Origin of the sequence: Maribacter sedimenticola (assembly GCF_900188415.1) — a bacterium.
GTDB classification, from domain to species: Bacteria; Bacteroidota; Bacteroidia; order Flavobacteriales; family Flavobacteriaceae; genus Maribacter; species Maribacter sedimenticola.
This window is the reverse complement of the sequence record NZ_FZNV01000008.1, coordinates 1-13,180: the sequence shown is the minus strand read 5'-3', so window position 1 is coordinate 13,180 and position 13,180 is coordinate 1. Positions and strand designations below refer to the sequence as shown.

13 protein-coding genes are annotated in these 13,180 nt (G+C 32.0%); 12 read left to right on the top strand and 1 reads right to left on the bottom strand.

The features are described 5' to 3' along the window. Positions 1 to 16 precede the first annotated feature (16 nt). On the bottom strand, positions 17 to 460 hold the full coding sequence (locus tag CHB68_RS16070; protein WP_089262522.1) for an SRPBCC family protein: 444 nt from the start codon (positions 458 to 460) through the stop codon (positions 17 to 19). A gap of 91 nt (positions 461 to 551) precedes the next feature. Between CHB68_RS16070 and CHB68_RS16065 the strand changes: the two genes are divergently transcribed. The 12 genes from CHB68_RS16065 to CHB68_RS16005 form a co-directional block, all read left to right on the top strand. Next, positions 552 to 977, top strand: coding sequence for a winged helix-turn-helix transcriptional regulator (locus CHB68_RS16065; RefSeq protein ID WP_089262520.1), 426 nt, complete (start codon positions 552 to 554; stop codon positions 975 to 977). 140 nt (positions 978 to 1,117) lie between these two features. Next, positions 1,118 to 1,516 (top strand): hypothetical protein, encoded by a 399-nt coding sequence (locus CHB68_RS16060; protein ID WP_089262518.1) that lies wholly within the window; start codon positions 1,118 to 1,120, stop codon positions 1,514 to 1,516. A 617-nt stretch (positions 1,517 to 2,133) separates the two neighbouring features. Next, a complete protein-coding gene (locus CHB68_RS16055) occupies positions 2,134 to 3,594 on the top strand; it encodes a serine hydrolase (protein ID WP_089262516.1) in 1,461 nt (486 codons plus the stop codon). Positions 3,595 to 4,038: 444 nt separating this feature from the next. Further along, on the top strand, positions 4,039 to 4,521 hold the full coding sequence (locus CHB68_RS16050) for a Cif family virulence factor (RefSeq protein ID WP_089262514.1): 483 nt from the start codon (positions 4,039 to 4,041) through the stop codon (positions 4,519 to 4,521). Positions 4,522 to 4,575: 54 nt separating this feature from the next. Continuing rightward, complete coding sequence (locus CHB68_RS16045) at positions 4,576 to 5,931, top strand: amidohydrolase family protein (protein ID WP_179213218.1); 1,356 nt, start codon at positions 4,576 to 4,578, stop codon at positions 5,929 to 5,931. Between the two features lie 483 nt (positions 5,932 to 6,414). Further along, a complete protein-coding gene (locus CHB68_RS16040; RefSeq protein ID WP_089262510.1) occupies positions 6,415 to 6,840 on the top strand; it encodes a hypothetical protein in 426 nt (141 codons plus the stop codon). A gap of 563 nt (positions 6,841 to 7,403) precedes the next feature. Then, complete coding sequence (locus tag CHB68_RS16030; protein WP_089262506.1) at positions 7,404 to 8,087, top strand: ATP-binding cassette domain-containing protein; 684 nt, start codon at positions 7,404 to 7,406, stop codon at positions 8,085 to 8,087. Positions 8,088 to 8,329: 242 nt separating this feature from the next. Next, the gene (locus tag CHB68_RS16025; protein ID WP_089262504.1) at positions 8,330 to 8,893 is read left to right on the top strand and encodes a Crp/Fnr family transcriptional regulator; all 564 of its coding nucleotides are present in this window, start codon (positions 8,330 to 8,332) and stop codon (positions 8,891 to 8,893) included. A gap of 60 nt (positions 8,894 to 8,953) precedes the next feature. Next, complete coding sequence (locus CHB68_RS16020; RefSeq protein WP_089262502.1) at positions 8,954 to 9,532, top strand: NAD(P)H-dependent oxidoreductase; 579 nt, start codon at positions 8,954 to 8,956, stop codon at positions 9,530 to 9,532. 53 nt (positions 9,533 to 9,585) lie between these two features. Further along, on the top strand, positions 9,586 to 10,293 hold the full coding sequence (locus CHB68_RS16015) for a DUF6090 family protein (protein ID WP_089262500.1): 708 nt from the start codon (positions 9,586 to 9,588) through the stop codon (positions 10,291 to 10,293). Positions 10,294 to 10,840: 547 nt separating this feature from the next. Then, positions 10,841 to 12,067 carry a DUF418 domain-containing protein gene (locus CHB68_RS16010; RefSeq protein WP_089262498.1) on the top strand — a complete coding sequence of 409 codons (1,227 nt, stop codon included), beginning with the start codon at positions 10,841 to 10,843 and terminating at the stop codon, positions 12,065 to 12,067. Positions 12,068 to 12,546: 479 nt separating this feature from the next. Then, positions 12,547 to 13,180 (top strand): hypothetical protein (locus tag CHB68_RS16005; RefSeq protein ID WP_143815224.1); only part of this gene is annotated, 634 nt, incomplete at its 3' end.

Genomic DNA, 13,180 nt, shown 5'->3' with positions numbered 1-13,180 from the left:
CAACGTTGTAGGTAATTTAAGAAAGATGAGGCATACCAGTTCCAGTTTCAACAAAACTCTTTAAACTTTGAGTTACAAATCTTTCCCAAGCAGGAAAACAAATCTCATAACAGTTTAACTCGGGAACTAATCCATTATGTGCGAAATTTAGAATTGTTGCGTTTTGACCTTTATCTTCCAAAACCCATTCAACAAAAGTTCCTTCCCACTCTTTTTCAATTCCATCATAACCTTTGTGAATATGTTTAGCCTCAATACATTTCCATACAATTTTTGTATTAGGTTCAAATTCGAAGATTTTAAACTTCCAATAAGTACTATCAAAACTTGTTGTGAATTCATCACCAACTGAAGAAACTGAATTATCTGTATTTCCCCACCATTTTTGAACTGACTGGGCTATTGCGTTAAATACAACTTCTGAATTTGCTTTAATTGAAACACTTGTAGTATAAGACATAAATTTTATTTTTCATTTGTACTTGCATTTTACAAGCACAAATATATAAAAGAACTTTAGTTATGCAAGTACTTTTTAATACCTTTGGAATATGGATAAACTAAAAAGGAGGTCAGATTGCCCGATAACATTATCTCTTGATATTTTCGGAGATAAATGGACTCTCTTAATTCTTCGTGATTTCATTTTTTTTGACAATCGCCATTTCAACCAATTGGTTAGCGTTGAGAGTATTTCTACTAATATTCTTACAGATAGACTTAATAGACTTTTGGCAAACGGAATTATCAAGAAAGAAGTTGATTCAAATAATAGGTCTGCCTATTTATATTCCTTGACAAAAAAAGGCCTTGACCTTGTTCCTATCGTTATGGATATTTATCGTTGGGGAGCTAATTACACCGATAAGAATAATGCAGAAAAAGACTTCAAAAAGAAGATAGATTCTGATTACGATAAAACGGTTGAAGAAATAAAAGATAGATTAATAACTACCCACAACATTGTGTATAAGTGATAGCGGTTTAAGTGATAGAACGAAAGTATAAAAATAAAATAAAGGTCGGTCTAAAACCGAAAGGTTTGTGAGTTGAAACCCGCTACTACTCATACACGAGACCGTAATTTAAGAACGCCACCAACTGAATTAAAAAATCTATGAAATATTTCTCTTTGCTTCTGACGTTTTTATTTGCTTTGAGCTGTAATGATCCAAAAGGGAAAATTAATAGTACTGCATTTGAATTATCTGAAATACCAGAGTATTTATATGGATGTTCGTGCCTTTTTTCAAAAACTAAAGAAGAATTTGAATCGGAAAAATATATATACTTTGATGACTTTGGAGACAATTGTTTAATCTCAATTGACAACAAAATTATTTTTCTCAAACCAAATGGAAATAACTACAGCGATGCGTATTTTACTGCTTACATTCAAAATAAAATACAGATTGACGAAGGGTATGAGAATACATCATACAATGCGGAACTGATTATAGTTGATAAAAAAGGGAATAAACAGATTTATAACGTTTATGGACTTTGTGGTTGTTGACAAATCTGAAATTAAAAAACTACACACAACAAAACCGAAACGCAACCCGGACTTTAGGGTAAAACCGAAAGGTCTGGGTATATTTATAAAGTCGCTAAATTGAAAATTACGCATTCGCGAAATATATAAATTTAGCTTTGGACAAGAAAAAATAAAACTAGACCTGCCTGCCGGCAATTAGCTTATGTAATGATGTTGCATTATTCATAAACGTGTTTAATGCTTTTATAGGTATACATGTGTTCGCTATGCTCGTGACTCCTACTATGACCTATGTGCTACATCTAGTTTTTCCAACGCTACTACTCGCCCATAGCTTTCGCTAATGTCGCTCGCACAAAGGGAATTGTTATAACAAATTATGGGGAGCGTAGCCTAAACGCCCCACAACACTCTGCAACGAAACAATCAGTGTATTTCAACTGTTTATACAAAAGCTCAGGTTTTTGTAAAAGAAAATACCTATACTTGCAATACAGATAAAGCACTCTCCCCCAACTACTTAAGCGGAATTAGTTTTTATAAATTGGATATTAGTATTGGTGATTATATATCTTGATAGGGCAATCTATAATTTACCTGTAACTATATATACTTGTTAGGCAAAATTTGAAAAAATGAAATACACATATTTATTAGTAATCTTTTTATTCATCATTAGTGGATGTAAGCCTACGGAAGAATTAGTAAAAAAAAGGGAGACCAACCAAGATTTAATAAATTTTGTGTTCCGAAATTACATAGGTGAAAGGCCAAGCGCAAGTTTTACTGTTATAAAAGATGGCAAAATAGAAGACTGCCAAAGTTTTGGATATGCCGATTTGGAAAATAAAATCCGGGCGAATTGTGAAACGAATTATAGACTTGCATCCGTAACCAAACAGTTTACCGCCATGGGAATTTTAATTTTAATAAACCAAGGCAAATTAAATTTTGAAACTAAATTGACCCAAGTAATTCCTGAATTTCCTGACTATGGAAAAGAAATCACAATAAAAAATTTACTGACGCATAGATCAGGCCTACAGGATTATTCCAAATTATATCCAAGGGATTCAGAAATACCGCTTGTGGATAAAGAAGTGCTCAACCTTCTAATAGCGCAGGACAGTCTTTTGTTTCCTGTGAATACACAATTTAAATATAGTAATTCCGGTTATGCCGTGTTGGCCATGATTATTGAGCGGGTTTCAGGAAAAACGTTTAAAAGATTTATGGAAGAAGAAATTTTTAAGAATACTGGAATGACCAACAGCACGATATATGTGAAAGGCGCACCCATTAAAAATCGTGCTTTTGGTTATACATTTAATGATTCCCTCAACAAATACATAAATATAGACCAGAACATTTGGTCGGCCATACAAGGCGATGGCGGAGTTTATTCCTCCGTAAGCGAATATGCTAAGTGGGACAACAGTTTATATGATGAAACCCTTGTTTCATCGGACTTGCTTAACGATGCATTTTCCAGTTGGGACGAAAACGGAAAAACTGAGGGAAATGGCTATGGATTTGGATGGTTTATTGAAATGGAAAACGGTAAAAAATATTTAAGGCATAGTGGTAGTACTACCGGTTTTATAAACATTTCATTGAGAATTCCTTCGGAGAAACTAAGCGTAGCTATTTTTACAAATACCGTGGATTTTGGAGGATTACGGCGTACGGCTGCTTTTCTTGCAAGCTTATATTCCAATGGACAACTACCTATACCTATTGATGTGATGATCGAAAAGGAGATTACCAATAATGGAAGTGAGGAAATAAAAACATACTATGATACCCTCATCGTAAGTAAGGACAACTACAAAGTCGATACAGAAGATTTGACCCGTTTAGGCTTTAGCTACTTACGAAAAGATGAAAAAGAAGATGCTTTTAATGTTTTTACTTTCGTAAAAATGGAATTTCCCCAAAACTTTGAGGGATATATTGGATTAGCTCATTATTACAAAAAATATGGAAATAATGAAAAGGCCATTGAATATTTCAAAAAAGTGATTGAGGTAGCAACCAGTGATGAACAACGTCATATTGATTTTTCAAAAAAAATGATCAAAGAATTGAGTGAATAAAACTTTGTCTAACAATACCTAAACGTAATTCGGACATATGGGCTTAACCGAAAGGTCTGTGTATATTTATGATGTAGCTAAATCTTATGGATCTAGCTTTGCAAAAGATAAAATAAAACTAAACAATAAGCTTTAGCTACGTGCGCAGACGGAAACGAAAAGTTTCCTTACCACCGCACTACGCTGAGCCCAAGGGAGCATAGCCTAAACGCCCCACAACACTCAGCAACGAAACAATCAGTGAATTTCAACAGTTTATACAAAAGCTCAAGTTTTTGTAAAAGAAAATACCTATACTTGCAATACAGATAAAGTACTCTCCCCCAACTACTTAAGCGGAATTAGTTTTTATAAATTGGATATTAGTATTGGTGATTATATATCTTGATAGGGCAATCTATAATTACAGGTAACTATATATACTTGTTGTAAAACATATGAAAAATGAGACAGATTTTATTGACATTAATAATTGTTATAGGAAGCCATTCAGGTTTTTCCCAAAATATATCTGAATTAGAAAGCTTAAAAATTGCAAGTAAAATTGATGATTGGAACAAAGCCTGGGAAATTAAAGATGCTGAATTAGCTTGCAAATGGTATTCTGAAAATGCGGATTTTACAAATGCATTCGGATTTAATAGAATTGGTAAATCGGAAATTCAAAAATACTTAACTGAAGTTTTTGGACTTGATTTCGTAATGGTGGGAAATACGGAACAAACCTCTATTAAGTTCAAAAAAATATCTAATAATGCCATTTTAGTAATTACCACAGTTGAGCGAAGAGGACAGAAATCATCTGATAACAAGGATTTGGGAATTAGAAGAACATCACATTACCGATTATTTGAAAAAACAAACGACTGGTTTATAACAGCACATTTAATTTCTGATGCACGGAGTATTAAAACTGAAAAACACTAAAAACGTTTTACCACTATGTATAACCGTTGGCATACATATAAAAAACCCAGAGCAATGAAAAAAATTAAAATAGTTTTAGTGATCGCTTTCTGTTTGACTTTTGTCTGTCAAATCAACTCTCAAGAAATTTCTAAAAATTCTATCGCATTAACCAACGTTTCAATAATCGATGTTGAAAGTTCTCAGGAGTTAGAGAATATGACCATCATCATTGAAAAAGACAAAATTCTCTCTATAAATCCGAGCGGCTCAATAGATTTAAAAGGAATTACAAATAAAATTGATTTAAAGGGAAATTATGTGATTCCCGGACTTATTGACTCACACGTTCATCTTTTTAGACCAAAAAATCGGAAAGAGATTTTAACCAAACTGTTGTATTCAGGTATAACTACAGTTCGCGATATGGGTGGAGATGCAAGGGTATATCAATCGCTGAATAAAGAAATTGGACAGAACAAATTAATAGGACCTGACATATACTATTCTGCAAATGTTTTTGGCCCTACTTTTCTAAAAGACCCAAGAACCAAATTTTCCAATATGGGATTTGAACCGGGTTCAGCCCCTTGGATGCGGCTAGTGGAAGAAAATTCCAATCTGGAAAAAATAGTACTTGAAGCCAAAGAAGCCGGCGTCACCGGTTTAAAAGTGTACTCTAACGTAAATGCGGAATTACTTGCTAAAATTAGTAATGTCGCACATAAAAACGACCTTAAGATGTGGAGTCATTCTAGTATTTTCCCTAGCAGACCCTCTGACGCAGTAAATGCCAAAGTGGACGTATTATCGCATAGCGTTGGGATGATTTTTGAAATGGAAAGTGAAATGCCCTTTTCATTTAATGAGGCCATAAGAATCTCTGTGCCATTACAAGACTTTAAAAATACTGACGCTTCTAGCATTGAATTTATAGAGCTATTCAAGAAAATGAAATCAAATAATACAATCTTTGAACCGACATTATCAGCTTGGAGTTTAAAATTACGTTCAGAAAAACCTAAAGCAAATAAAAGTATTGAAAAAGTAAATCCAACCAAACAGCTTTCAAATGCTGCAAATAAAATGGACGTTGCCTCAATGGACAACTGGGCACGGACAATTACTTTATCAGCTTATGAAAATGGTGTGACAATCGCTGCAGGAACAGATTTTAATTCAGATATTAAATGGGTTCAAGATGAAATCATATTATTAACTGAATGTGGTTTGAGCAGCATTGATGCTATTAAGGCGGCAACTTTAAATAATGCCAAAGTTATTGGAATTGAGAATTTATATGGGTCGATTTCAGAGGGAAAGTATGCAAATCTAGTGGTGCTAACTGAAAATCCATTAAATAACATTGAGAACATCCGAACTGTGCTATCAATTTATAAAAACGGAATTGAATATAAAGTAAATGAATAATACGTATGCCAACAATGGCCATACATCATTGCTTGTTCTTGCCTACTTTGAAATTTCCTGCGGAATTTTCAACGCGATGTGTACTTGCAAGGTAAAGTGCTAACCCACCCAACTACGCATAGTAAAGACAGTTACCTACCAAATAGTAAAACAGACCTTCAGAATGTCGTTTTTTGACAAACTAAAAAAAGCTTCAAATAAAAGGTAGCGTAGCCTAAACGCCCCACCAAACTCCGTAACTTAACAACCCGTGCATTTTCTACAATTATACAGAAAAGCGTAGGTTTTTGTAAAGGAAACTTATTATACTTGTAGTACCGACCAAAGTATACCCCAACTACTTGATTGGAAATAGTTTATAAAAATTAAGTAGGTACTGGTAATTATATATCTTGAGAGGGCAATATGTAATTACCGGTAACTATATATACTTGTTGGCGTTAATTTTGAAAAATCAAATATGCAATTAAGCATCTTTACCAAATGACAAAAAAAGAAGCAACATATTTCTCTTTTATCCCAGCTATTATTTTTGTGGGGTTAGAATTAATTAGGACATTTATTAGACCTATTTATAATCAGAATGAACATCCTATAATCAACAATATACTCGGGTGGTTACCGAATTTTTTAGCGGGGTTTGGAATATTATCTGGGAGTGCGGCAATCATAATAATAGGAGAATACTTATTGTCTTTAACTATTTTTAATAAGCATAAACTACTGGTCTTATTAGCTACAAACATTATAGCTCTTGTTGGATTAATTGGACATGAGGTTTTGCAAAAAGGAACTGGACTAATCTATGATATTGAAGATGTTTACGCAACGTTAGGAGGTGTATTATTGGGAAATATCCTTTATTATTTTTCGTTGTTTCCCAATAAAACGGTAGAACATAAATTGTAATAATTAAATATTGAGGAGGTCGGTCTTTTGGACTTTAAATTAAATGCAACTCTCACCAAGCTGAATAAAAAACTAACGCCAACAAAGCATAAACGTAATGCGGACTTTAGAGCTAAATCGAAAGGTCTATGTATATTTATGAAGTCCGCTAAATCTTTGGGATTTAGCTTTGGACAAAAAAAGAAAAAGCAAACCAAAAGCTTTAGCTTCATGCGCAGACGGAATCGAAAAGTTTCCTTGCCTCCTTATTATGCTTAGCTAGACCGCTGTAAGTAATTTAAAAAAATACCTTTGAGAATATTAAAAAACATATTATTATTCCAAAAAAAAATATTTTTAATCTCGTATATTATTTCAATCTTGATTGGAATATTACTTGGCGGCAAACTTTCTACTATCGGATTTTGTTTCATTTTCATTGCTCCAATAATTCAATATTATGTCTATGACATAAAATATAAAAACGAATATTACTTCTACTATAATTTAGGATTAGGCAATCTTGAACTTTGGGCTTCTACATTCATAATAGCTTTAATTAATCTGTTGATATTATCATTAATATGAATGGACTACATATTGACAGTTTAACCAAAAAATACAATAATAAAGTCATCCTAAGTGATATATTCCTTTCGTGCGATAAAGGCAAAATAACGGGTTTGATTGGTAGAAATGGTTCTGGAAAATCTACGCTTTTAAAAATAGTATTTGGGACTGAAAAGGCTGAATCGAAATTTGTACGAATAGGTGAAAAAATAATTAAAAATATTTCAGATGGTAGAAATCTAATCAACTATTTGCCACAAGACAATTTCTTACCAAATAACATAAAAATAAGCACATTAATAAAGCTATTTCTTTCAAAAGAGAATTCTGATATTCTATTTAAGAACGAGCATATAATTCCATTGTTGAACAAACAAAATCAAGACTTATCTGGCGGCGAAAAAAGAATAGTGGAAATATTACTAATCATTTATTCTGATTCAGAGTACATTTTACTTGATGAACCATTTAACGGAGTAAGCCCCATTGTTCGGGATTATATCATAGAATACATTAAGAAAATGAAGTTGAACAAAGGATATATTATTACGGACCACGATTATGAAAATGTAATCAATTTAGCGGATAGTATTTTGTATTTGCAAAATGGATATTTAAAAGAAATCAATGACAAAAGCGAATTAGTTGAGTTAGGCTATCTAACAAAAACTAGTTACAACAATACCTATAGCAAATAGGGCGAAAAAGTGCTAAACTTAATGTCTTGGTATTATTTATTAAGTCCGCCAAATCTTTTGAATTTACTCATGTGATTTCTATTTTTAAAAAGGAATTCGCGATAACGCTTCGCTAAGTTGGCAATTAAAAAGAGAAACTAATTACAAAACAAAAAGCTCTGGCTAACAGACCAGATGGAAACGAAAAGTTTCCTTGTCTCCACACTACGCTTAGTTAAAACGTTGGCAGTAATTAAAAAAAAATGAGGAACTACCTACAATCATTTGATATTTTAACCGAAAAAGAAATTGAGCTTTTTGAGCGTAAAGTGCAAAATAAAAGATTGAAAAAAGGAGATTTTTTCATCAAAGAAAATCGAATATCCAAAGAAGTAGCGTTTGTGGTTTCAGGCTTGTTTAGGTCATTCTATTATTCATCATCCGAAGAGGAAGTCACCTATTGTTTTACCTTTTCAAACTCTTTTGTAAGTGCGTACTCTTCTTTCTTATCTCAAACAAAAACAATTGAAAATATTCAGGCATTAACAGATATAGAATTATTAACGATATCAAGAGAGGAAATTTTAATTCTAGAGAAATCGAGTACAAATTGGCTGAGATTTTTCAAAGTAATTGCTGAACAAGAATACATCAAAATGGAAAAAAGAGTCTTCTTGTTGCAAACAGAATCCGCAGAAATAAAATACAAAGATTTACTAATAAATCAACCTGAATATTTACAATCAATTCCCTTAAATTTTCTAGCTTCATATTTAGGAATTACTCAAAGACATTTAAGTAGAATAAGAAAAACGATTACGAATTAGACAAATGTCCTTTTAAAAAACTAATGGAGAATTGTTCTTTGTACAAAACAAAGAACAAATATGAAACAAGTATTAATAATAAACGGACATCCTGACAAAGAGAGCTTTAATTACGCATTATCGGAAGCCTATATAAAAGGAGTAAATAAAACAAATTCTATAGTATCTCAAATTAATATTGCAGAATTGGAATTTAATCCAAATCTGCAATTTGGTTATCGAAAACGAATGGAATTGGAGCCTGATCTGGTAAAAGCCATCGAGAAAATTAAAAAGGCAGACCATATTGTTTGGGTATTTCCAATGTGGTGGTATGGTTATCCAGCTCTTATGAAAGGATTTATAGACAGAACATTTTTACCGTCAATTACATATCAACCGATTGAAGGAAAAGCATTACCTGAAAAGCTATTGAAAGGAAAATCTGCACGATTGATTATTACGGCAGATACACCAAAATGGTACAATTTTTTAATAATGAAAAGCCCGACAATCAACCAATTTAAGAACGGAACTTTAAAATTTTGCGGAATAAGTCCTGTGAAAACAACGTATATTGCCTCAATAAAAAATTCAACTTCGGGTTTTAGAGAAAAATGGCTAAAAAAAGTAATATTGCTAGGCGAAAGTGTGAAATAACTACTGCTAACACCGTATAAAATTAATTGCTAGTTTTAGTCAACCCTTAAACAATGATAAAATTCTTTAGAAAAATTAGACAGAACTTACTCTCTGAAAACAAATTCAGTAAGTATTTGATTTATGCCATTGGCGAAATTATTCTTGTTGTTGTCGGAATTTTAATTGCGTTATCAATTAATAATTGGAATGAAAGTAAAAAATTGAATAAGGAGATTATTAGTCTATCTAAATCAATAATTAACGAATTAGAGAGTGACATTAAAGCTTTTGATAAATCTATAATTATAAATGATTCAGTATTGAATACTTCCGCTGTTATTTTTGATAGCATTTCTAATACTAAATCTGGTAACGTCAAAAAATTATTGGGTTTAAATATTAGATATTGGGATTTTCGCCCAAATAATGCCGTCTATAAATCATCCGTTTCAAGTGGACTTTTACCTAATTATGGTGATTCTTTAGAAATTAAAATCATTGATTACTATGAAAAGCGATATACAGTTCTAAAAATTGCGGCTCTTGAACAAACTTACTATGCAAAGAAAGTGAGTAATCTACTAATTAATGAATTTCCAAATTATACACTTTCAAATGAAGCATATAATATACGAGCATTAGAAATAATAGGTAAAGACCATGTGATTAATACCATCTATGCAAGTAATTATGCAACAGGTACATTACAGCAAGTAATGAAAGAAACAAAAGAAAAAGCAGAACAATTAATTGCATCCTTAGAACAATTAACAGAATAAAGAAGCACAATAATCTATCCTATGAAAAATAGGCGAAAACAGCAATAAAATTAACGCTCTTGACTCGAATCAAAGTTTGCGCTTAACTGAAAAATTTGTGCTTCAAAATCGCCTACTTTTTATATACTAAGCGATAATGTTGCATTATTCATAAACTTTTTTAATATGTATTTTAAGTATTCATTTGTTCAGTATGCTTGTAACACCTACGTCGATATGTGCTACATGACATAAAGCCGAGCATAGCCTAAACGCCCCACAATACCCCGCAACGAAACATCCTGTGCATTTTCTATAATTATATAGAAAGCATAATTTTCTAAGAGAAACTTCTTATACTTGCAATACAGGTCAAAGTACGCTCCCCCAACTACTTTAGTGGAAATTTTATATAAATGAATATAGGTACTGGTGATTTTATATGTTGATATGCTAATATATAATCACTGGTAACTATATATACTTTTTACCATGCATAAGGTCAAAATCACCTTATTGAAATTTTAGATAAGAATATAATTCTGCTTTTAAATAAAATATTGAACAAATGACATCTAATCAACCAATTGAACCTAAACAAAGAATTGAAATTCTAGACATCCTAAGAGGTTTCGCTTTATTAGGAATCATTTTCATGAACATGGGATTTTTTAGCGGATACGTTTTTATGCCCTTTGATGAGCTCAAACAAATAACCGACTTTCAATTGGATGAAAAATTATATGCGTTTTTAAATATCGTAGTCACAGGAAAGTTCTACACCCTTTTCTCAATTCTTTTTGCTGTTGGGTTCTATATTCAATATGAAAAGAACAAAGAAGATTCTATAAATTTTTTAAAAACATATAGAAGAAGACTATTTCTACTGTTATTGATAGGTTTTTTGCACAGTTTAATATGGTTTGGAGACATTCTACTTGCCTATTCCATATTTGGTTTTATCCTCATTTTATTCCGGAATGTCAAATCAAAAAATCTTATTCTCTGGTCGTTATTGTTCCTGTTATTTCCCCTTTTAATCGATTTATGTCTCTTGCCATTTTCTGAGGCTTTAAGTTCTGCTAGTCCTGAAAAAATGGCTGCCCTGGCACATGTTCAATATCCGGATATGACGGTTGAAGCAGTTATCAATACATTCCAGAATGGTTCAATTGTAGACCTATTCTTTTTAAACATTCATAATCTTGTCTGGAAATACTTAGGTTATATTCCATCAGGCGGGTATTTTAAATTCCTTGGAATCTTTCTTCTTGGTTACTATTTGGCTTCAATTGAATTTTTTACAAAAAAGCCAAAATCAACTTTATTGTTGATAACCAGTTTAATAGTAGGTCTTTTAGCTACTTTTTCAGCTAAAATGATTGGTGGAAGTTCCTATATGTTCCCATCAACGCCATTAAATATGCTTTATAAGTTCTTAGTATTAGCTGGCCAGATATTTCTGTGCATTTTCTATATAACCTCCATTTCTAAAATTGTTCAAACTTCTATAGGTAAAAGAGCATTTAAATATTTAATCCCTGTAGGGAGAATGGCTCTGAGCAATTACTTGTTTCAGACCATAATCATGATTATTATATTTTACAATTTTGGATTTAATTTAATTGGTAAAATTGGTTTGTTACCTACAGCAGGTATTGCCATTTTTATTTTAGTATCGCAAATTATTCTTAGCACTATCTGGTTAAGACATTATAAATTTGGCCCCTTGGAATGGATTTGGCGTAGCCTGACCTATAAAAAAAGGGTAAATATCCGTTATCCAAAAAACTAGTTGGACAAATGATGAAATTAACGTATGGTCACAATGCATAAGTAATAGCCTAATTAGTAGTAAATTCAGACTTGCAGACTGCTTCAACTTTTGTATGTCTTGATGGAAATCTGCTACGTAATCCGCTACTGTTCATACAAAAACCGTAACCTGCCAAATAGTAAAACAAACCTTCAGAGTTTCGTTTTTGACAAACTAAGAATAATATCATAATGGGGAACGTAGCCTAAACGCCCCACCCCACTCCGCAACAAAACAACAAGTGTATTTCCTAAATTTTTATAGAAAGTCGTAAATTTTTGCAAGGGACACTTCTTATACTTGCAATACAGACCAAAGTACGCTCCCCCAACTACTTAAGCTAAAATAATTTATATAAATTGGATATAAGTACTGGTGATTATATATCTTGATAGGGAAATATATAGTTACCGGTAACTATGTATACTTGTTGTTTGTAAGTTTAAACAAATTCTCAATTGAAAAAAATCTTCCTCATATTTTTGGTTGCCTTGTTTGTTGGTTGCAAAACTGAAACGAACAAAATCAAGCAGGAATCGGAAAATTCAATCGTAAGAAAAGACACCACAATTGAAAAAGAAACACCAAATTATTTTCAATATGAAGAATATAAGGTTGGACATGTTAATGATGGTTACGGAAAAAGATTTTATATCGATTCATTACACTACAATGCCGTGGTAAGATACTATCCGTCGGATAGTACAAAATTGTGGTTTAAACACTATGATGACTTTGTAAATGACACAACGTTTTTTAAAGAATATTACAAAAACGGCAACTTGAAATTTATCAAAAAGAAAACTTACCACAATTTCATTCCGATAGGTGTCTGGGAGTTCTATAAAAGAAATGGTGAGCTAAAAGAGACTTTGGATTTTGACAATAAATATTATGTTTCTTTTCAAAAGGCAATAACTATTGCGAAAGTAAACGGAATTAAAAAGCCATTTGAAACTCAAATTTCGGGAGACAGTACTTGCTGGAAAATAATTCACTGGAGAAATGTAAAATTTGATTCATTATCAAATCGGGGGTTAGATGTTGGTAGTGGAATTGAAATCAATCGATTTAATGGTCATGCGGACAAAT

Excerpts from the sequence above, each read along its gene's own strand:
- CHB68_RS16070 (WP_089262522.1), bottom strand. The coding sequence starts at position 460 with ATGTCTTATACTACAAGTGTTTCAATTAAAGCAAATTCAGAAGTTGTA.
- CHB68_RS16065 (WP_089262520.1), top strand. The coding sequence starts at position 552 with ATGGATAAACTAAAAAGGAGGTCAGATTGCCCGATAACATTATCTCTT.
- CHB68_RS16060 (WP_089262518.1), top strand. The coding sequence starts at position 1,118 with ATGAAATATTTCTCTTTGCTTCTGACGTTTTTATTTGCTTTGAGCTGT.
- CHB68_RS16055 (WP_089262516.1), top strand. The coding sequence starts at position 2,134 with ATGAAATACACATATTTATTAGTAATCTTTTTATTCATCATTAGTGGA.
- CHB68_RS16050 (WP_089262514.1), top strand. The coding sequence starts at position 4,039 with ATGAGACAGATTTTATTGACATTAATAATTGTTATAGGAAGCCATTCA.
- CHB68_RS16045 (WP_179213218.1), top strand. The coding sequence starts at position 4,576 with ATGAAAAAAATTAAAATAGTTTTAGTGATCGCTTTCTGTTTGACTTTT.
- CHB68_RS16040 (WP_089262510.1), top strand. The coding sequence starts at position 6,415 with ATGACAAAAAAAGAAGCAACATATTTCTCTTTTATCCCAGCTATTATT.
- CHB68_RS16030 (WP_089262506.1), top strand. The coding sequence starts at position 7,404 with ATGAATGGACTACATATTGACAGTTTAACCAAAAAATACAATAATAAA.
- CHB68_RS16025 (WP_089262504.1), top strand. The coding sequence starts at position 8,330 with ATGAGGAACTACCTACAATCATTTGATATTTTAACCGAAAAAGAAATT.
- CHB68_RS16020 (WP_089262502.1), top strand. The coding sequence starts at position 8,954 with ATGAAACAAGTATTAATAATAAACGGACATCCTGACAAAGAGAGCTTT.
- CHB68_RS16015 (WP_089262500.1), top strand. The coding sequence starts at position 9,586 with ATGATAAAATTCTTTAGAAAAATTAGACAGAACTTACTCTCTGAAAAC.
- CHB68_RS16010 (WP_089262498.1), top strand. The coding sequence starts at position 10,841 with ATGACATCTAATCAACCAATTGAACCTAAACAAAGAATTGAAATTCTA.